The sequence below is a fragment of the Zobellella denitrificans genome, assembly GCF_002407485.1.
Lineage (GTDB): Bacteria > Pseudomonadota > Gammaproteobacteria > Enterobacterales > Aeromonadaceae > Oceanimonas > Oceanimonas denitrificans.
Genome location: NZ_CP012621.1, coordinates 3,493,513 through 3,510,710 on the forward strand (window position 1 = coordinate 3,493,513; position 17,198 = coordinate 3,510,710).

Sequence of the window (17,198 nt, forward strand, 5' to 3'; positions counted from 1 at the left end):
ATTTATCTCACCTTGAGGGTGGCCAGGCCGATCAGCACCAGCATCAGGGTGATGATCCAGAAGCGGACTATCACCCTGGGCTCGGGCCAGCCCTTCAGCTCGTAATGGTGGTGGATGGGCGCCATGCGGAAAATCCGCTGACCGCGCAGCTTGTAGGAGCCCACCTGCAGGATCACCGACAGGGTCTCGATCACGAAGATGCCACCCATGATCACCAGCAGGAATTCCTGGCGCACCAGCACGGCGATGGCGCCCAGGGCCGCGCCCAGGGCCAGGGAGCCCACGTCGCCCATGAACACCTGGGCCGGGAAGGTATTGAACCAGAGGAAGCCCAGGCCGGCTCCCACCATGGCGGTGCACACCACCGTCAGTTCGCCGGCGTGGGCCACATAGGGAATGTGCAGGTAGGCGGCGAAGTTGACGTTACCGGTAGCCCAGGCCACCAGGGCGAAGCCGGCCGCCACCATGACGGTGGGCATGATGGCCAGGCCGTCCAGGCCGTCGGTCAGGTTGACCGCATTGCTGGAGCCGACGATGACGAAGTAGCTGAGCACGATGAACAGCAGGCCGAGCTGGGGCATGACGTCCTTGAAGAAGGGGACCACCAACTGGGTCTGGGCCGGATCCCGGGCTATCCAGTAGACGAAGACGGCCGCCGCCAGGGCCGCCGCCGACTGCCAGAAGTACTTCCAGCGGGCGATCAGGCCGTCGGTGTTCTTGCGCACCACCTTGCGGTAGTCGTCGACGAAACCGATGGCGCCGAAGGCGCCCAGCACGAACAGCACCACCCACACATAGGGGTTGGACAGGCGCGCCCACAGCAGTACCGACACGAAGATGGCGATGAGGATCATCAGGCCGCCCATGGTGGGAGTGCCGGCCTTGCTGAAATGGGATTCGGGGCCGTCGTTGCGCACCACCTGGCCGATTTGCAGCATCTGCAACCGGCGGATCAGGCGCGGACCTATCCACAGGGAGACGAAGAGTCCGGTCAGGATGGACACCACCGCCCTGAAGGTGAGATAGGAGAAGACGTTGAAAAAGCTGAAATGGGGGGTCAGCCATTCCGCCAGCCAGACTAGCATGCCTCACCCTCCTGAATGGCCCGGACCACTTCTTCCATCCGGGCGCTGCGCGCACCTTTGACCAAAACCACCACCTTGTTGTGTTGTGCCAGCGCCGCGGCCAGCTCCGGCCACAGCTGCTGCTTGTTCTCGAAATGGCGGCCATGGGCCGCCGTCGCCGTGTCCTTGCTGTCCCGGCCCACGGTCAGCACCAGATCGATGCCGAGCTTGCGGGCGTGTTCGCCCACCCTGGTGTGCATTTCACGGCTGTAGTCGCCCAGCTCCGCCATGTCGCCGAACACGAAGATGCGGTGGCCGGGCAGGCTGGCCAGGGTATCCAGCCCCGCCAGCACGGAGGCGACGCTGGCGTTGTAGGTATCGTCGAGCAGGGTGAGTCCGCCCCGGGTCCATACCTGCAGGCGGCCCTTGGCCGAGCCGAAGGCAGCCAGGCCGGCGGCGATCTCTTCCAGGGTCGCCCCCAGCGCCTCGGTGGCGGCGGCGGCAGCCAGGGCGTTGGCCACGTTGTGCTTGCCGGGCACCGGCAGCTGCACCGCCACTTCTCCCTTTGGAGTCAGCAGGCGGAAGTGGGCGCAGCCCGCCTTGTCCAGGCCGATTTGGCGGGCCTCGTATTCCCGGTGCTCGCCGAAGTAAACCAGGGGGTGCTTTTCCTTCCACAGGGCGCAGAAGGGGCTGTCGCCGTTGGCGATGGCCACGCCCTCCGGCTCCAGGCCGTCGTAGATCTCGCCCTTGGCCCGGGCGATGCCCTCGAGGGAGCCGAAGCCTTCCAGGTGGGAGGCTTCCACATTGTTGATAAGAGCGACATGGGGCCTGGTCAGCGAACTGGTCCAGGCGATTTCGCCGATGTGGTTGGCGCCCAGCTCCACCACCGCGAATTCGGTGTCCGGGGTCAGTTCGCACAGGGTCAGGGGTACCCCGATCTCATTGTTGAGATTGCCCCGGGTGGCCAGCACCTTGCCCTTCTGGCGCAGTATGGCGGCCGCCATCTCCTTGACCGTGGTCTTGCCGCAGCTGCCGGTGATGGCCAGGAAGCGGGCCTGGCTCTGATCGCGCACCAGACCGCCCAGCACGCCCAGCGCCAGCCGGGTATCGGCCACCTTGATCTGGGGCAGATCCAGCTCCAGCCAGCGCTCCACCAGCAGGGCGGCGGCCCCCTGCGCCACCGCCTGGACGGCGAAGTCATGGCCGTCGAAGCGCTCGCCGGCCAGCGCCACGAACAGGCAGCCGGCGACCATGGGCTGGCGGCTGTCGGTGGTCACCGCCAGTATGGTGCCGTCGGCACCACGCAGCTCGCCGCCGGACGCCTGGGCCAGTTGCTCGAGGCTGAGCGGTATCATGCGACAGTCCCCAGCAGGGCGGCCACGGTTTCCCGATCGCTGTAATGCATCTTGTGAGTACCCACTATCTGATAATCCTCGTGGCCCTTGCCTGCCACCAAAATGATATCGTCCACGCCCGCCTGCGCTATGGCCTGGCGGATGGCCTCGGCCCGCTGATGGATCACCAGGGCCGCTTCCGGCTCGAGCAATCCCGCCCGCATCTGTTCGATGATGGCCTCGGGCGCCTCGGTGCGGGGATTGTCATCGGTCAGGATGACCCTGTCGGCGCCGGCCTCCGCCGCCGCCGCCATCAGCGGCCGCTTGCCCTGGTCCCGATCGCCGCCGCAGCCCACCAGGCACCAGAGACGGCCCCGGCAATGCTGGCGCAGCGCCTGCAGCGCCTGCTCCAGCGCATCCGGCGTATGGGCGTAGTCCACCACCACCAGCGGCTTGCCGGGGGCGGTGAAGGGTTCCATCCGCCCGGCCACCCCGGACAGCCGGGGGGCCGTGGCCAGCAACTCATCAAAGGACTCACCCAGAACCAGCAGGCTGGCCATGGCCGCCAGCAGGTTGGCCACGTTGAAACGTCCCATCAGGGGGGCGGATAATACACCATTCCCCCAGTCGGAGTTAATGGTCACTTTCAGGCCACCGCCATAAAAATGTACCGTTTCCGCCACCAGCTGGCGCCCGTCGAAATCCGCCAGCCGGCCGTGCAGGCTATAGGCGATGGCATCCGGGTACAGGCGCAGCCAGCGCCGGCCCACCGGGTCGTCGGCGTTGATCACCCGGGCCTGGCGGCAAAGCTCGAACAGCTGGCGCTTGGCCTCGCCGTATTCGGCCATGGTGCCGTGATAGTCCAGGTGATCCCGACTCAGGTTGGTGAACACCGCCACGTCAAAATCCAGCGCGGCCACCCGGTGCTGATGCAAACCGTGGGAAGACACCTCCATCGCCACCCGTTTGGCGCCGGCCGCCAGCTGCGCGGCCAGCTCGGCCTGCACCGCCAGCGCCGAGCCGGTGGTATTGACCGCCGCCCTGAGCCGGCCGTAGAGGCCGTTGCCCAGGGTGCCCATGACCCCCGCCTGGGTGCCCAGCAGGCAGCTCCAGTTGGCGATGAGCTGGGTGACGGTGCTCTTGCCGTTGGTCCCGGTCACCCCCACCAGCTGCAGATCGGCGGAGGGATCGCCGTAAAAAATCCCCGCCAGCAGCGACAGCTGACGGGACAGCCGGTACACCCCGAGCAGGCGATGATCCTGGTGGTTGAGACCGGCCTGCTCCGGATGGTCCACCTCGAACAACACCGCCGCCGCGCCCTGCCGCAGGGCCTGGTCGATAAACTGACGGCCGTCCAGCCGGTGGCCCTTGACCGCGATAAAGAGACAACCGGGAGCGGCCGCCCGGCTGTCGAGGGTGATGGCGTCGATGGGAATGGCCGGGGCCGACAGCCCCAGGGGCACCGCCAGATCTCTAAGTGTGAGGGCCACGCTTCGCCTCCTGTCCTGCCAGCTGGAACTGCTCTTCGGTCGCCGCGTCCGGGCGGATATTCAATAACTGCAGGGCGCCGCTCATCACTTCGGCGAACACCGGCGCGGCCACCTGGCCGCCGTAGTATTCATCGCCCTGGGGCTCGTTGATCACCACCACCATCGCCAGGCGGGGGTTGCTGACCGGCGCCATGCCGGCAAAGACGCCCACATAGTCGCTGCCATAACCGCCGGCGATGGCCTTGCGCGAGGTGCCGGTCTTGCCCGCCACCCGATAGCCGGGAATGGCGGCCTGGCGGGCGGTGCCGCCCGGGCCGATGACGCTTTCCATCATCTTCAGCACGTCGTCCGCATGCTGGCGCGGTATCACCTGCTCGCCCGCCGGCGGCTGGCTGCGCTTGACGATGGTCAGGGGATAGCGCACCCCGCCGTTGGCCAGCACCGCATAGGCCTGGGCCAGTTGCAGCGGGGTTACGGTCACGCCGTAACCGAACGACAGGGTCGCCTTTTCGATATCGGACCAGCGCCGCCGCTGGGGCACCATGCCGGTGCTCTCGCCCACCAGCCCCATGCCCGAGTCGATGCCCAGGCCGAAGCGATAGAGGGTATCGAGCAACTGCTCGGGGGTTTCCTGCAACGCCATGCGCACCATGCCCATGTTGGAGGAGCGCTGCAGCACCGTTTCCACGCTGATGGCCCCCAGGTTGCGGGTATCGGACACCCGCTTGCCGCCCAGCCTTACCCAGCCCGGGTTGGTGTCGATGATGGAATCCGCCCTGATGATGCCGTTTTCCAGGGCGCTGACCACGATCAGCGGCTTCAGGGTGGAGCCCGGCTCGTAGGTGTCGGTCACCGCCCGGTTGCGGGCGCGGAAGCTCTGGTACTGGCCCCGGTTGTTGGGGTTGAAGGAGGGGGTATTAACCATGGCCAGTACTTCGCCGGTCTTGACGTCCAGCATCACCAGGGAGGCGGAGGTGGCGCGGTGAAACTCGGAGGCGCGCTTGAGCGAGCGATAGGCCAGGGCCTGAATGCGCTGATCGATGGTCAGCTGGATATGGTTGGCCTCGCGGCCTTCCGACACCACCCCCAGGTCTTCCACCACCCGGCCGGTCCTGTCCTTGCGCACCCGGCGCTCACCGGGCTGGGCGGTGAGCCATTCGTTGAAGGCCCGCTCTATGCCTTCGATACCGGCGCCGTCGATATTGGTCATGCCCACCAGATGGGCGTTGATCTCGCCGGTGGGATAGAAGCGCCGCTCTTCCGGCCGCAAATGCACCCCGGGCAGACGGAGCTTGCGGATATACTCGGCCACCGCCGGGGTCACCTGGCGCTGCAGGTAGACGAAGCGGCGCTTGGGATCCTGCACCCGGGCCAGCAGGGTTTCGCGGGGCACCCCCAACACCTCGGCCAGGGCCTGCCAGGCCTGCTCCTTGCGCAGGCTCATCTCTTCGTGGATCTGCTTGGGATCGGCCCACACCGCCTGTACCGGCACCGACACCGCCAGTTCCTCGCCGTTGCGATCCATGATCATGCCGCGCGTCGTGCTGCTGACCGCGGTGCGCAGGGAACGCAGATCCCCCTCCATCCGCAGCCGATCCGGCGACACCACCTGGATCCAGGCGGCCCGGGCGAACAGCGCCACGAAGGCGAACAGGATCACGCCGCACACGGTCAGGAAACGCCAGCCGAGCAGCATGGGTTCTTTCTTGGTGGCATTGCGCCTTTTCATCTTCATCGTTGCGTCACCAGTTTTTCCTGGGCCGGCGCCGGCCGGTGCATCTTCAGCTTGTCCCGGGCCAGGGCCTCGACCCGGCTGTGCTCCATCAGGGTGTTCTGCTCCAGCAGCAGGTGGCGCCACTCGATGTCCAGCCGGTCCTGCTCCGCCATCAGTTCGTTGTACTCACCGGTCAACTGGCGGGTGCCGTGGGTGATCACTATCACCGCCAGCGCCGACACCAGGGTGAGCACCGCCAGCAGCAGTTGCCACTTGTGCCGCAACAGATCCTGGCCGATTTCCCTCGCCAGGTTGATGCGTCCCTCGATCACGCCGGCGTCTCCAGCCGCTGTGCCACCCGCAGCACCGAGCTGCGCGCCCGCGGGTTGGCTTCGACTTCTGCCGCCGAGGGCTTCATCGCCTTGCCGACACTCTTTAACAAGCGGCCGCCGGCAAGCTGGGCCTCGGTCAGGGGCAGTCCCGGCGGCACTTCGGGGCCTTTCTCCTGTTTGCGGATAAAGTGCTTGACCAGCCTGTCTTCCAGGGAATGGAAGCTGATCACCGACAGCCGGCCGCCGGGCGCCAGCACCTTGAGGGCGCCGTTGAGGGCCAGCTCTATCTCCTCCAGCTCGCTGTTGATATAGATGCGGATCGCCTGGAAGCTGCGGGTGGCGGCGTGCTTGTTCTTCTCCCGGCTGGGGCTGACCCGGGCGATCATCTCCGCCAGCTGGCGGGTCCGGGTAAAGGGGGTCTGCTGCCGGTCGTGGACGATGGCGCGGGCTATCTTGCGGGCGAATTTCTCCTCGCCGAAGGTCTTCAGCACCCAGGCGATGTCCGCCTCGTCCGCCTGGGCCAGCCAGTCGGCGGCACTCTGACCGCTGGTGGGGTCCATGCGCATGTCGAGCGGGCCGTCCTTCTGGAAGCTGAAGCCGCGCTCGGCCTGGTCGAGCTGGGGCGACGACACGCCCAGATCGAGCAGGACGCCATCGATGCGTCCCGTCAGTCCCTGCTCATCCACCATCTCGGCCAGGCGGGAAAAGGGGCCGTGCAATATCATGAAGCGGGGATCCGCTATCTTCCGGGCTTCGAGAATGGCCTGGGGATCCCGGTCGATGGCCAGCAGCCGGCCATTGGGCCCCAGTTGGGACAGGATATGGCGGGAATGACCACCCCGGCCGAAGGTGCCGTCCACATAGACACCGTCCGGCCTGATATTCAGGCCGGCCACGGCTTCGTCCAGCAATACGGTGATGTGTGCCTGTTGTTGACTCATTTACAGAGAAAAGTCCCGCAATCGTTCCGATGACTCCCAGCCTTCTTGCGGAAGGGCCTGCAAATCATCGCTAATTTGTTGTTGCCAGCGGGTTTCGTCCCAGATTTCGAAGCGGTTGAGCTGCCCCACCAGCATGATTTTTTTTTCTAGTCCCGCGTGTTGCCTGAGCGGCCCCGGTACCAGGAAACGCCCCTGGCCATCCAGTTCGCATTCGGCGGCATGGCCCAGCAACAGCCGTTGCAGGCGCCGCTCCTGCGGATGGGTGCTCGACAGCACACGCAGTTTCTTTTCTATCAGTTCCCATTCGGCCAGGGGGTAAAGCAGCAGGCAGGGATTGCTGATATCGATGGTGCATACCAGCATCCCCTCGCACTCATCGCGCAACGAGTCCCGGAATCGTGTCGGTATTGCCAACCGGCCCTTGGTATCCAGGCTGATGGCGTGAGCACCACGCAGCATTCTGAGTCCTTGAAATCTATTTTATTCCACAAAAATCCACTTTTTCCCACCACGCTCAAGTGTAAGGAGGGGACTCAAGCTTTTCAAGCGAGGAAATGGAAGTTGGCGACAAAGGAAGACAAAGATATGCATCCGGGGGATTAGTCGACGGCTTTATCAGGAAATGTGCAAATAAAGTGGCACCGCCGCAGGCCGCAACAAAAAAACGCAGCCCGGGCTGCGTTTTTTTAAAAAATAATGGAGTCGGCCTGTAAGCCGGGTTCTGTACCGAGCAAGCTCGGTCGGTAATCATTCCTCTAGGCCAGCAATCGCTCACTGGCTCAAGCAACCTACCCGCCTCCAGCGCGGGCCGCGCCTGTAGGAGGCCTATTTGGTCTTGCTCCGGGTGGAGTTTACCGTGCCACGAACTGTTGCCAGTCGCGCGGTGCGCTCTTACCGCACCCTTTCACCCTTACCTGATCCCTTGCGGGCCATCGGCGGTCTGCTCTCTGTTGCACTGGTCGTAGGCTCGCGCCCCCCAGGCGTTACCTGGCACCCTGCCCTGTGGAGCCCGGACTTTCCTCCCCTCCGCCCGTCTGCCCGGAGGCACAACGACGGAGCAGCGATTACCCGGCCAACTCCGGGGCGGAGTGTACACCAGTCCCCGCACCGATGCCAGCAGCCTTATTCCAGGTGATCCAGCCCGTATTTATACAGGGCGTTCTTCTTGACGCCGTGGATCTCGGCGGTCAGCGCCGCCGCCTTCTTCAGGGGCAGCTCGGCCCGCAGCAGCGCCAGGGTACGCAGGGCCTCGGCCGGCAGGGCATCGCCGTCGGGCCTGTGACCTGCCACCATCAGTACGATCTCCCCCCGGCTGCGGTTGTCATCCTGGCGCAGCCACGCCAGCATCTCCCCGGCCGGCAGGCTGTGGATGCTCTCGAAGGTCTTGGTCAGCTCGCGGGCCACCACCAGGCGCCGCGCCTCTCCCATCACCGAGATGATGGCCTCGACCGTGTCGAGCAGGCGACGGGGTGACTCGTAGAACACCAGGGTACGGCCCTCGTCCCTCAGGCTTTCCAGCTTGTCGAGGCGAGCCTTGTCCTTGGCCGGCAGAAATCCTTCGAACGCGAAACGATCGGTGGGCAGGCCGGCGGCCGACAGGGCGGTGATGGCCGCGCAGGGTCCGGGCAGGGCGATGACCTGGACACCGGCTTCGCGACAGTGGTTGACCAGGTGATAACCGGGATCGCTGATAAGCGGCGTGCCCGCATCGGACACCAGGGCGATGCTCTGGCCATTCAGCAGGCGCCCGACCAGTTGTTCCGCCTTGTGCTGTTCATTGTGATCATGCAGCGCCCAGGTCGGCGTACTAATCTGGTAATGGGACAGCAGCTTGGCGGTGTGGCGGGTATCCTCACAGGCGATAAGATCAACCCGTTGCAATGTTTCCAGGGCGCGCTGGCTGATATCATTCAGGTTGCCGATGGGGGTGGGCACAATATAAAGTGCGGCCGCTTGGCTCATGGGAACTCCTGTGCAAGCAATTGTTTCACCGTCCTGGCCCTATTACACTTAGGACCAGAATGACACAGCTTGGGATAAATGGGATTGGCGACACAATATCAACGCGACAGTGTAACACGACTGCTGTGCACCCTGGTGCTTTCCTCCGTCCTGATGGCCTGCGGCAGCGGTATGCTGCAGCCAAAGGAACCGCCGCCGCCGGCGCCGGACATGTTCAGCCTGGTCGACCGGCCGGCCGACCAGTATCAGGACTTTGCCGAGCGCGCACCCGAGCCGGACGCCTTCAGTTGGCGGGTACTGGCGATACGCGCGGCCCTGCAGCAGGGGGACGGCGCCACCGCGGGCCAGCAGCTGGACCTGCTGCGCCGCCAGGCCTCCCCCCCGCAGCAGGCCACCCTGGTGCTGCTGGAAGGCGCCCTGGCGCTGACCCAGGATAATCCGGAAGCGGCCCTGCAGCTGCTGGGGCCCCTCGACAGCAGCCAGCTTACCCGCAGCGGCACCATCTATTACCTGCTGCTGCAAGCCAATGCCCTGGAACAGCGGCAACAACCGCTGGAAGCCGCCAAGGCGCTGATCGAGCGGCAGGAGCTGCTCGGCGGCGGGGATCGGGAGGCCAACCGCGAGCATATCCATCGCCTGCTGCAACCCCTTTCGCCCCAGAGCCTGCGCCAGGCCCAGGGTCCGGGCAACAGCGACCAGGCCAACGGCTGGTTCCGGCTGATGGCCATCCTCAACAACGGCAACCTGCAGCCGGCGCAACGGCAGTGGCAACTGCAATCCTGGCGGACCACCTACCCGGATCATCCCGGCCAGGCCTACCTGGCCGGCGCCCCGGCGGAGCAGCTCGCCACCAGCGCCTACCAGCCCGCCCATATCGCCGTGTTGCTGCCGCTGTCGGGCCGCCTGGCGGAGCAGGCCGACGCCATCCGCAACGGCATCCTGAGCGCCCACCAGGGCCAGGGCTCGCGCCTCAGCTTCTTCGACACCAACGGTCGTGACATGGCCGGCCTCTACCAGCAGGTGCAGCAGGCCGGCGCCGACTTCATCCTGGGCCCCCTGCTCAAGGAAGAGGTCGAGGCCCTGCTCGGGCTGGATCCGGCCATGCCGGTGCTGGCCCTCAATCTGCCCGCCTACCAGCCGGGCCTGCCGCACTTCTACTACTTCGCCCTGTCACCGGAGGCGGAAGCCGCCGAGGCCGCCCGCCACATGTGGGACCAGGGCCATCGCCAGCCCCTGGTGTTCGCCCCCAACAACGAACTGGGCCGCCGGGTCGCCACCGAGTTCGGCCAGAGCTGGCAGCAGCAGAGCGGTCGCCCCGCCATTCTGGCCTACTTCGCCGGTCAGGGTTCGATAGAGTCGGACGTGCGCCGCGCCCTGGCCAGCACCGGCACCCCGCCCCCGGCCGCCGCCGGTGTTATCCAACCCCTCGGCGACGGCGCCTGGACCGGTGCGCCGGAGCCCATCGACTCGGTATTCATGGTGACCAACGCCACCGAAACCCGGGTGATACTGCCCTACTTCGATTTCGTGCGCGACAGCCGGGCCGCCCGCCTGCCCACCTACGTCACCTCCCGCAGCTATGTGCCGGACGACGAGGCGCCCATGAGCGAACTCAACGGTCTGCAACTGGCCGACATGCCCTGGATCTTCGATGGGGCGCCGCAACTCAGGGAGGAGGTGGAAAGCCTGTGGCCCAATGCCGGCATCAGTTGGCAGCGGCTGTTCGCCTTCGGCTACGATGCCCTGGCCCTGATCCCGCAGTTGACCCAGCTGCGCCAGGGAGCCCCCGCCGTGCCGGCCCTGACCGGCGAGCTGTCGGTGTCGCCCCAGGGGGTGCTGCAGCGCCGCCTGCAATGGATGGAATACCGCAATGGCACCTGGCTACCCGGCGGGAACTAGCCGGGCCCGGGGCGAGCAGTTCGAGCGCCGGGCCGAGCAATTCCTGCTCGGCCAGGGGCTCTGCCTGGTGGCGCGCAACTACCAGTGCAAGCTCGGGGAAATCGATCTGGTGATGCGTACCGGTACCACCCTGGTGTTCGTGGAGGTACGCTATCGCCGGAGCAACCACTACGGCGGTGCCCTCGCCTCGGTCACCGCCACCAAGCAGCAGCGGCTGCGCCGGGCCGCCCTCAGTTACTTGCAGTCTCAGGGGTTGAACGAATCCCGCCAGTCCTGTCGTTTCGATCTGATCGCCTGCGACGGCAGCCATATCGACTGGATCCCCAACGCCTTTTAAGGAGTCCCATGCAGGAAGAAATCAAAGCCAGCTTTACCGAAAGCATCCAGACCAAGATCGCCGCCGCCGAGGCGCTGCCCGACGACATACTCGCGGCCGCCCAGATGATGGTGATGTGCCTGCTCAACGGCCACAAGCTGCTGGTCTGCGGCAACGGCGGCTCCAACGCCCTGGCCCAGCTGTTCGTGAGCGAGCTTATCAACCGTTACGAAACCGAGCGCCCGGCCCTGCCCGCCCTCTGCCTGACCCTGGACACCAGCAGCATCAGTGCCATCTCGGTGGATCAGCACTTCGACGAGGCCTATGCCCGCCAGATCCGGGCCCTGGGCCAGGCCGGCGACGTGCTGGTGGTGATCTCCACCAGTGGCCACAGCCGCAACCTGATCAAGGCGGCGGAGGCGGCCCTGAGCCGGGACATGACCATAGTGGCCCTGAGCGGCGGCGACGGCGGCGAGCTGGCCGGCCTGCTCGGCCCCAACGACGTGGAGATCCGGGTACCCGCCCTGCGCGCGCCCCGCATTCACGAGGTCAACCTGCTGACCCTGCATTGCCTGTGCGATCTTATCGATCGCACCCTCTTTCCCAAACAGGAGGATTGACCATGAAAGCTCGACTCTTGCTGTGCTTCGGCACCGCCGTACTGCTGCAGGGCTGTGCCGGCGTCATGGTGGCCGGTGCCGGCACCGGTGTCGGTGCGGCAGTCGATCGCCGGCCGGTATCGACCCAGGTCAGCGACCAGGCCATCGACATGCGCGCCCTGCACCGCCTGGGTGAAACCAAGCCGTTGTGGGACGACAGCCGGCTGGCGGTGGTCACCACCAATGCCAAGACCCTGCTGATCGGCCAGACGCCCACCGAGGAATACCGGCGCCAGGCGGAAGAGATCGTCAGGGGCGTGCCCGGCGTGGCCGAGGTCTACAACGAGGTCCGCCTGGGGCAGCCCCTTTCGCTGGCGGCGCGGAGCCAGGACACCTGGCTGACCTCCAAGGTCAAGAGCACCCTGCTGGCGGAAAAGAACATCGACGGCACCAAGATCAAGGTGGTCACCGAAAATTCGGAGGTCTTCCTGATCGGCCTGGTCACCCAGAAGGAAGCGGACATAGCGGTGCAACTGACCCGGAGTATCAGTGGCGTGGCCCGGGTTATCACCGTCTTCGAATTTATCCAGGCCGCGCCCTGATATCGGCCCCGGTAAAAAAACGCAGCCTGATGGCTGCGTTTTTTTATTTGATCACCCGAAGGTTGGGCTTGCCCTTCTTGCCACTGGATGGCTGGGCCTCCCCCATTTCCGGCGGGGTGGCTTCGTCCTCCTGGGGGGCGCTGGCCGCGGCCAGCCATTCCTCATAGGCCGGCTCCGGCGGGAAAAAGGTGCCGGCGCCGTTTTCCCGGGCCTGGATGGCGACGATGGCCGCCAGCGGAATATAGACCTGGAAGGGAGAACCCCCGAAGCGGGCATTGAAACTGACCGCCTCGTTGTCCATCTGCAGCCCCACCACCGCCTGCGGGGCGATACTCAGCACTATCTGACCGTCCTTGACATACTGCGGGGGCACCATGGTGTGGGGCACCTCCGCATTCACCAGCAGGTGCGGCGTCAGCTCGTTGTCCAGCAGCCAGTCATAGAAGGCACGCAGCAGATAGGGCCGGCTGGGCGTCATCTGGTCCATGGTTATACCTTGCCGCCGATATCGCGCTCGGCCTCGGTCAGGGACGCCTGGAAGGACTCCCGCTCGAACAACCGGATCATGTAGGCCTTGATTTCCTTGGCGCCACGCCCGGACAGCTCTATCCCCAGGGAGGGCAGCCGCCACAGCAGGGGTGCCATGTAGCAATCCACCAGGCTGAACTCCTCGCTCATGAAGTAGGGATACTCGGCGAACACCGGGGCGATGGCCAGCAGCGCCTCGCGCAGCTCCTTGCGGGCCTCTTCCGCCCGATCGCCGCGCTGGATGCGCTCGACCAGGGAATACCAGTCCTGCTCGATGCGATGCATCATCAACCGGCTGTTGCCCCGGGCCACCGGATACACCGGCATCAGGGGCGGATGGGGAAAGCGCTCGTCCAGGTACTCCATGATAATGCGAGACTCGTAAAGCACCAGCTCCCGATCGACCAGGGTCGGCACTGTGCCGTAGGGGTTCAGCTCCAGCATGTCCTCGGGCAGGCTGCCAGGCTCGACCTGGCTGATCTCCACACTGACCCCTTTCTCCGCCAGGACGATACGCGCCTGGTGGCTGTAGATGTCGTCAGCACCTGAAAACAACGTCATGATGGAACGCTTGTTGGCCGCAACTGCCATTGAATCCTCCGCAGATCATAAATGGGAACGGCAATGGAAGCATGTTAGCCCCATTGCCGCTCCCCTGTTTAGCTTAGACAATGTCTAATCAGTGTACGTCACGCCAATATTCTTTCTTCAGCAGATACGCAAAGACGAAGAAGATGGCCAGGAAACCCAGCACCCAGTAGCCCAGGCGCTGACGTTCCAGTTTCATCGGCTCGCCGGAGTACACCAGGAAGTTGACGATATCCAGCACGGCGTGATCGTATTCTTCCGCCGTCATCTCGCCGTTGCCATCGGCCTTGATGCCGACCGGGGTTTCCACCTCATGGCCATCGACCATGCGGGTCACGGTTTCCAGCCGGGCGCTGCCCTGCAGCGGTTCCAGCACGTGAGGCATGCCCACGGACGGGAACACCAGGTTGTTCACACCGAAGGGACGGCTGTCGTCCTTGTAGAAGGAACGCAGGTAAGTATAGAGCCAGTCGGCACCACGCACCCGGGCCACCAGGGTCAGGTCGGGCGGCGGCGCACCGAACCAGTTGGCGGCATCCTGTTCGGGAATGGCGCTGCGCATCAACTCACCGATGGGCGCACCGGTAAAGATCAGGTTGGCCTGCATGATGTCTTCCGGAATGCCCAAGTCCTCGGCCACCCGGTTGTAGCGCTGGTACTGGGTGTTGTGACAACCGGCGCAATAGTTCATGAACAGCTTGGCCCCGTTCTGCAGCGAAGCCTGGTCGCGCAGATCGTAGTTGGCCTTGTCCAGCGGTACGCTGGCGCCGGCGGCCATCACCAGCGAGGGCAGCAGGGCAAAGACGGCGATGATTAACTTCTTCATTTGAACGTAACCCTCTCTGGCAGCGGCTTGGTTTTCTCGTTTTTGCTGTAGAAGAACAACAGGACGAAGAAGGCGAAATAGCCGAACGAACACACCTGGGCAAGCAGGGTCAGTGCCGGCGTGGACGGCAGCGCGCCCAGGATACCCAGAATGATGAAGCAGATGACGAACTGCACGATATTCAGCAGGTGCAGCTTGCTGCGGTAGCGGAAGGAGCGCACCTTGCAGCGATCCAGCCAGGGCAGCACGAACAGCACGGCAATGGACAGCCCCATCAGGATAACGCCCATCAGCTTGTCGGGCACGGCCCGCAGGATGGCGTAGAAGGGGGTGAAGTACCACACCGGCGCGATGTGCTCGGGCGTCTTCAGGCCATTGGCCGCCTCGAAGTTGGGCGCCTCGAGGAAGTAGCCGCCGCCTTCCGGCATGAAGAAGATCACGAAGGCGAAGATGAACAGGAAGCCGGCCACGCCCACCACGTCCTTGACGGTGTAGTAGGGATGGAAGGGGATGGCGTCTTTCGGCCAGCCGTTCTCGTCCTTGTTCTTCTTGATGTCGATGCCGTCGGGGTTGTTGGAACCCACTTCGTGCAGGGCGACGATGTGCAGGAACACCAGCAGCACCAGCACCAGCGGCAGGGCGATGACGTGCAGCGCGAAGAAGCGGTTCAGGGTGGCGCCGGAGATAACGTAGTCACCGCGGATCCACAGGGTCAGATCGTCGCCGATCACCGGAATGGCCCCGAACAGGGAGATGATGACCTGGGCCCCCCAGAAGGACATCTGGCCCCAGGGCAGCAGGTAGCCCATGAAGGCTTCCGCCATCAGCACCAGGAAGATCAGCATGCCGAAGATCCACAGCAGCTCGCGCGGCTTCTGGTAGGAACCGTAGATCAGGCCGCGGAACATGTGCAGGTAGACCACCACGAAGAAGGCGGAGGCCCCGGTGGAGTGCATGTAACGCAGCAGCCAGCCGTACTCCACGTCGCGCATGATGTACTCGATGGAGGCGAAAGCGCCCTCACCGGAGGGGTTGTAGTTCATGGTCAGCCAGATGCCGGTCAGGATCTGGTTGACCAGGACCAGCATGGCCAGGGAGCCGAAGAAGTACCAGAAATTGAAGTTTTTCGGCGCGGGATATTGACCTACATGCTTGTTGTAGGTCGCCGTCATCGGAATGCGCTCGTCGATCCAGGCTACGAGTTTACCCAGCATGGTTAGGCTCCTTCCTTGTCTTCACCGACCAGGATGGTGGTATCGTTGACATAGTAATAGGGGGGGATGACCAGGTTCAGCGGGGCGGGAACGCCCTGGAACACTCGTCCGGCCATGTCGAACTTGGAGCCGTGGCAGGGGCAGAAGAAACCGGCGCTCACGCCCTGTACCTGCTCACCGAAGGTGTTGGGCAGGTAGGTCGGCGAACAGCCCAGGTGGGTGCACAGGCCCACGGCCACGAACAGTTCCGGCTTGATCGAGCGATACGCGTTCTGGGCGTATTCCGGCTGCTGCGGCTCGTCGGAATTGGGATCCCGCAGCTGGTTGTCGTGCTTGGGCAGGCCATCCAGGATCTCTTGGGTCCGGCGCACGACCCATACCGGGTTGCCTCGCCACTCCACCCGGATCAACTGACCGGGTTCCATCTTGCTGACGTCTACTTCTACCGGAGCCCCGGCCGCTTTCGCCTTGGCACTGGGGTTCCACGATGCGATAAAGGGCACTGCGGCAAAGACAGCTCCGACCCCACCCACGGCTGTGGTGGACCAGGTCAGAAATCTGCGACGGCCGGTATCAACTGGCGCATTGCTCATCCAAAAACTCTCCCATTTGGTCTCCGCGCGTTTATTGTTCGTTCCATGCATTGAGCGTGCTTGTGACAACCGCGGCGGATATTATGGTTTCAATTGCCACAAAAAAACCCCGAAATTCTAAAGAAAAGCGCTGTCTTTTACAAGGACGGGGAAAGGGCCGAAAAGCTGTTATTTAGCAAGATAATTTGTTGTAAAACAACAGATTATTGGTGAATTCGACCCATGGCACCCAATACAGAAAAGCCCGGGTGAACCCGGGCTTTTGATATACAAAACTGCAATCCCAATTAACGCTTGGAGAACTGGGGACGCTTACGCGCTTTGTGCAGACCGACTTTCTTACGCTCGACGCGACGGGCGTCGCGAGTCACGAAGCCAGCCTTGCGCAGGGCGCCACGCAGGGTTTCGTCGTATTGCATCAGGGCACGGGTAATGCCGTGACGGATAGCGCCGGCCTGACCGGAGATGCCACCACCGGCAACGGTGATGTACAGGTCCAGTTTCTCGGTCATCTCGACCAGTTCCAGCGGCTGACGTACCACCATGCGGGCGGTTTCACGACCGAAATACTGATCCAGTGAGCGCTTGTTGATAACGATGTTACCGCTGCCCGGCTTTACGAATACGCGCGCAGTGGAGCTCTTGCGACGACCGGTACCGTAGTATTGAGTTTCTGCCATTTGCCTAATCCCGTCTTAGATGTCCAGTACTTGAGGTTGTTGCGCAGCGTGGTTGTGCTGGCTGCCCGCGAAGACTTTCATCTTGCGGAACATGGCACGACCCAGCGGGCCACGGGGCAGCATGCCGCGAACGGCAGACTCGATGACCATCTCGGGCTTGCGGTCGATCAGCTTCTCGAAGCTGATGGACTTGATACCACCGGGGAAACCGGAGTGAGAGTAGTAGATCTTGTCTTCGGCTTTATTGCCGGTTACCTGAACTTTCTCGGCGTTGATCACGATGATGTAGTCACCGCAGTCAACGTGGGGAGTAAATTCCGGCTTGTGCTTACCACGCAGGCGGCGAGCTATCTCGGTGGCCAGACGACCCAGAGTTTTGCCCTCTGCATCAACAACATACCAGTCACGCTTTACGGTTTCTGGCTTAGCAACAAAAGTTTTCATGGATGAACCCAAATTACTGAATAATGAATCCTACACTTGCGCAGATGCGCAAAACACGACCAGACCTGCACC

The 17,198-nt window shown here is 63.9% G+C and carries 19 protein-coding genes and 1 other RNA gene; 4 read left to right on the forward strand and 16 right to left on the reverse strand.

Annotation, left to right across the window (positions count from 1 at the left end; genetic code table 11):
- Positions 1–2: 2 nt before the first annotated feature.
- The 9 genes from mraY to rsmI all read right to left on the reverse strand — a co-directional run bounded on the left by mraY (position 3) and on the right by rsmI (position 8,837).
- Complete coding sequence (gene mraY / locus AN401_RS16490) at positions 3–1,085, reverse strand: phospho-N-acetylmuramoyl-pentapeptide-transferase (RefSeq protein WP_094039177.1); 1,083 nt, start codon at positions 1,083–1,085, stop codon at positions 3–5.
- On the reverse strand, positions 1,079–2,419 hold the full coding sequence (locus tag AN401_RS16495) for a UDP-N-acetylmuramoyl-tripeptide--D-alanyl-D-alanine ligase (RefSeq protein ID WP_096779952.1): 1,341 nt from the start codon (positions 2,417–2,419) through the stop codon (positions 1,079–1,081). The genes mraY and AN401_RS16495 overlap by 7 nt, the downstream gene beginning before the upstream one ends.
- Complete coding sequence (murE, locus tag AN401_RS16500; protein WP_096779953.1) at positions 2,416–3,888, reverse strand: UDP-N-acetylmuramoyl-L-alanyl-D-glutamate--2,6-diaminopimelate ligase; 1,473 nt, start codon at positions 3,886–3,888, stop codon at positions 2,416–2,418. The genes AN401_RS16495 and murE overlap by 4 nt, the downstream gene beginning before the upstream one ends.
- The gene (locus AN401_RS16505) at positions 3,872–5,617 is read right to left on the reverse strand and encodes a penicillin-binding transpeptidase domain-containing protein (protein WP_096780396.1); all 1,746 of its coding nucleotides are present in this window, start codon (positions 5,615–5,617) and stop codon (positions 3,872–3,874) included. The genes murE and AN401_RS16505 overlap by 17 nt, the downstream gene beginning before the upstream one ends.
- Positions 5,618–5,619: 2 nt before the next feature.
- Positions 5,620–5,934, reverse strand: a complete 315-nt coding sequence (gene ftsL / locus AN401_RS16510; protein WP_176442019.1) for a cell division protein FtsL — start codon at positions 5,932–5,934, stop codon at positions 5,620–5,622.
- The gene (rsmH, locus tag AN401_RS16515) at positions 5,931–6,875 is read right to left on the reverse strand and encodes a 16S rRNA (cytosine(1402)-N(4))-methyltransferase RsmH (protein WP_096779954.1); all 945 of its coding nucleotides are present in this window, start codon (positions 6,873–6,875) and stop codon (positions 5,931–5,933) included. The genes ftsL and rsmH overlap by 4 nt, the downstream gene beginning before the upstream one ends.
- The gene (gene mraZ / locus AN401_RS16520) at positions 6,876–7,334 is read right to left on the reverse strand and encodes a division/cell wall cluster transcriptional repressor MraZ (protein ID WP_094039181.1); all 459 of its coding nucleotides are present in this window, start codon (positions 7,332–7,334) and stop codon (positions 6,876–6,878) included.
- Between the two features lie 235 nt (positions 7,335–7,569).
- Positions 7,570–7,955, reverse strand: an RNA gene (rnpB, locus tag AN401_RS16525) — RNase P RNA component class A.
- Positions 7,956–7,997: 42 nt separating this feature from the next.
- Entirely contained in the window at positions 7,998–8,837 is an 840-nt protein-coding gene (gene rsmI / locus AN401_RS16530; protein WP_094039182.1) for a 16S rRNA (cytidine(1402)-2'-O)-methyltransferase, read from the reverse strand.
- Between the two features lie 171 nt (positions 8,838–9,008).
- Here rsmI and AN401_RS16535 point away from each other — a divergent pair, with 171 nt between their 5' ends.
- From AN401_RS16535 to dolP, 4 genes are read left to right on the forward strand one after another with little or no spacing between them, the layout of a single operon-like run.
- On the forward strand, positions 9,009–10,736 hold the full coding sequence (locus AN401_RS16535; RefSeq protein ID WP_157772298.1) for a penicillin-binding protein activator: 1,728 nt from the start codon (positions 9,009–9,011) through the stop codon (positions 10,734–10,736).
- Positions 10,708–11,073, forward strand: a complete 366-nt coding sequence (locus tag AN401_RS16540; protein WP_096779956.1) for a YraN family protein — start codon at positions 10,708–10,710, stop codon at positions 11,071–11,073. The genes AN401_RS16535 and AN401_RS16540 overlap by 29 nt, the downstream gene beginning before the upstream one ends.
- Positions 11,074–11,081: 8 nt before the next feature.
- On the forward strand, positions 11,082–11,672 hold the full coding sequence (locus tag AN401_RS16545) for a D-sedoheptulose-7-phosphate isomerase (RefSeq protein ID WP_094039185.1): 591 nt from the start codon (positions 11,082–11,084) through the stop codon (positions 11,670–11,672).
- Between the two features lie 2 nt (positions 11,673–11,674).
- The gene (gene dolP, locus AN401_RS16550; protein WP_096779957.1) at positions 11,675–12,253 is read left to right on the forward strand and encodes a division/outer membrane stress-associated lipid-binding lipoprotein; all 579 of its coding nucleotides are present in this window, start codon (positions 11,675–11,677) and stop codon (positions 12,251–12,253) included.
- 43 nt (positions 12,254–12,296) lie between these two features.
- Here dolP and AN401_RS16555 read toward each other — a convergent pair whose 3' ends face one another.
- The 7 genes from AN401_RS16555 to rplM all read right to left on the reverse strand — a co-directional run bounded on the left by AN401_RS16555 (position 12,297) and on the right by rplM (position 17,126).
- Entirely contained in the window at positions 12,297–12,731 is a 435-nt protein-coding gene (locus AN401_RS16555) for a ClpXP protease specificity-enhancing factor (RefSeq protein WP_198401915.1), read from the reverse strand.
- 11 nt (positions 12,732–12,742) lie between these two features.
- Positions 12,743–13,372, reverse strand: coding sequence for a stringent starvation protein SspA (gene sspA / locus AN401_RS16560; protein WP_094039188.1), 630 nt, complete (start codon positions 13,370–13,372; stop codon positions 12,743–12,745).
- An 88-nt stretch (positions 13,373–13,460) separates the two neighbouring features.
- Complete coding sequence (locus tag AN401_RS16565; protein ID WP_094039189.1) at positions 13,461–14,195, reverse strand: cytochrome c1; 735 nt, start codon at positions 14,193–14,195, stop codon at positions 13,461–13,463.
- Positions 14,192–15,409: a cytochrome b gene (locus tag AN401_RS16570; RefSeq protein WP_094039190.1), complete on the reverse strand. Its 1,218-nt coding sequence runs from the start codon at positions 15,407–15,409 to the stop codon at positions 14,192–14,194. The genes AN401_RS16565 and AN401_RS16570 overlap by 4 nt, the downstream gene beginning before the upstream one ends.
- Positions 15,410–15,411: 2 nt before the next feature.
- Positions 15,412–16,002 carry a ubiquinol-cytochrome c reductase iron-sulfur subunit gene (gene petA, locus AN401_RS16575; protein WP_094039191.1) on the reverse strand — a complete coding sequence of 197 codons (591 nt, stop codon included), beginning with the start codon at positions 16,000–16,002 and terminating at the stop codon, positions 15,412–15,414.
- 287 nt (positions 16,003–16,289) lie between these two features.
- Positions 16,290–16,682: a 30S ribosomal protein S9 gene (gene rpsI / locus AN401_RS16580; protein WP_094039192.1), complete on the reverse strand. Its 393-nt coding sequence runs from the start codon at positions 16,680–16,682 to the stop codon at positions 16,290–16,292.
- Positions 16,683–16,697: 15 nt separating this feature from the next.
- On the reverse strand, positions 16,698–17,126 hold the full coding sequence (rplM, locus tag AN401_RS16585) for a 50S ribosomal protein L13 (RefSeq protein WP_094039193.1): 429 nt from the start codon (positions 17,124–17,126) through the stop codon (positions 16,698–16,700).
- Positions 17,127–17,198 lie beyond the last annotated feature (72 nt).

What these genes read in the sequence shown, in the direction of transcription:
- AN401_RS16495 (WP_096779952.1), bottom strand. Translation starts at nt 2,419, where the DNA reads ATGATACCGCTCAGCCTCGAGCAACTGGCCCAGGCGTCCGGCGGCGAG.
- AN401_RS16540 (WP_096779956.1), top strand. Translation starts at nt 10,708, where the DNA reads ATGGCACCTGGCTACCCGGCGGGAACTAGCCGGGCCCGGGGCGAGCAG.
- AN401_RS16570 (WP_094039190.1), bottom strand. Translation starts at nt 15,409, where the DNA reads ATGCTGGGTAAACTCGTAGCCTGGATCGACGAGCGCATTCCGATGACG.
- dolP (WP_096779957.1), top strand. Translation starts at nt 11,675, where the DNA reads ATGAAAGCTCGACTCTTGCTGTGCTTCGGCACCGCCGTACTGCTGCAG.
- AN401_RS16545 (WP_094039185.1), top strand. Translation starts at nt 11,082, where the DNA reads ATGCAGGAAGAAATCAAAGCCAGCTTTACCGAAAGCATCCAGACCAAG.
- petA (WP_094039191.1), bottom strand. Translation starts at nt 16,002, where the DNA reads ATGAGCAATGCGCCAGTTGATACCGGCCGTCGCAGATTTCTGACCTGG.
- sspA (WP_094039188.1), bottom strand. Translation starts at nt 13,372, where the DNA reads ATGGCAGTTGCGGCCAACAAGCGTTCCATCATGACGTTGTTTTCAGGT.
- AN401_RS16555 (WP_198401915.1), bottom strand. Translation starts at nt 12,731, where the DNA reads ATGACGCCCAGCCGGCCCTATCTGCTGCGTGCCTTCTATGACTGGCTG.
- AN401_RS16565 (WP_094039189.1), bottom strand. Translation starts at nt 14,195, where the DNA reads ATGAAGAAGTTAATCATCGCCGTCTTTGCCCTGCTGCCCTCGCTGGTG.
- rplM (WP_094039193.1), bottom strand. Translation starts at nt 17,126, where the DNA reads ATGAAAACTTTTGTTGCTAAGCCAGAAACCGTAAAGCGTGACTGGTAT.
- rsmI (WP_094039182.1), bottom strand. Translation starts at nt 8,837, where the DNA reads ATGAGCCAAGCGGCCGCACTTTATATTGTGCCCACCCCCATCGGCAAC.
- mraZ (WP_094039181.1), bottom strand. Translation starts at nt 7,334, where the DNA reads ATGCTGCGTGGTGCTCACGCCATCAGCCTGGATACCAAGGGCCGGTTG.
- rsmH (WP_096779954.1), bottom strand. Translation starts at nt 6,875, where the DNA reads ATGAGTCAACAACAGGCACACATCACCGTATTGCTGGACGAAGCCGTG.
- mraY (WP_094039177.1), bottom strand. Translation starts at nt 1,085, where the DNA reads ATGCTAGTCTGGCTGGCGGAATGGCTGACCCCCCATTTCAGCTTTTTC.
- rpsI (WP_094039192.1), bottom strand. Translation starts at nt 16,682, where the DNA reads ATGGCAGAAACTCAATACTACGGTACCGGTCGTCGCAAGAGCTCCACT.
- AN401_RS16505 (WP_096780396.1), bottom strand. Translation starts at nt 5,617, where the DNA reads ATGAAAAGGCGCAATGCCACCAAGAAAGAACCCATGCTGCTCGGCTGG.
- AN401_RS16535 (WP_157772298.1), top strand. Translation starts at nt 9,009, where the DNA reads ATGCTGCAGCCAAAGGAACCGCCGCCGCCGGCGCCGGACATGTTCAGC.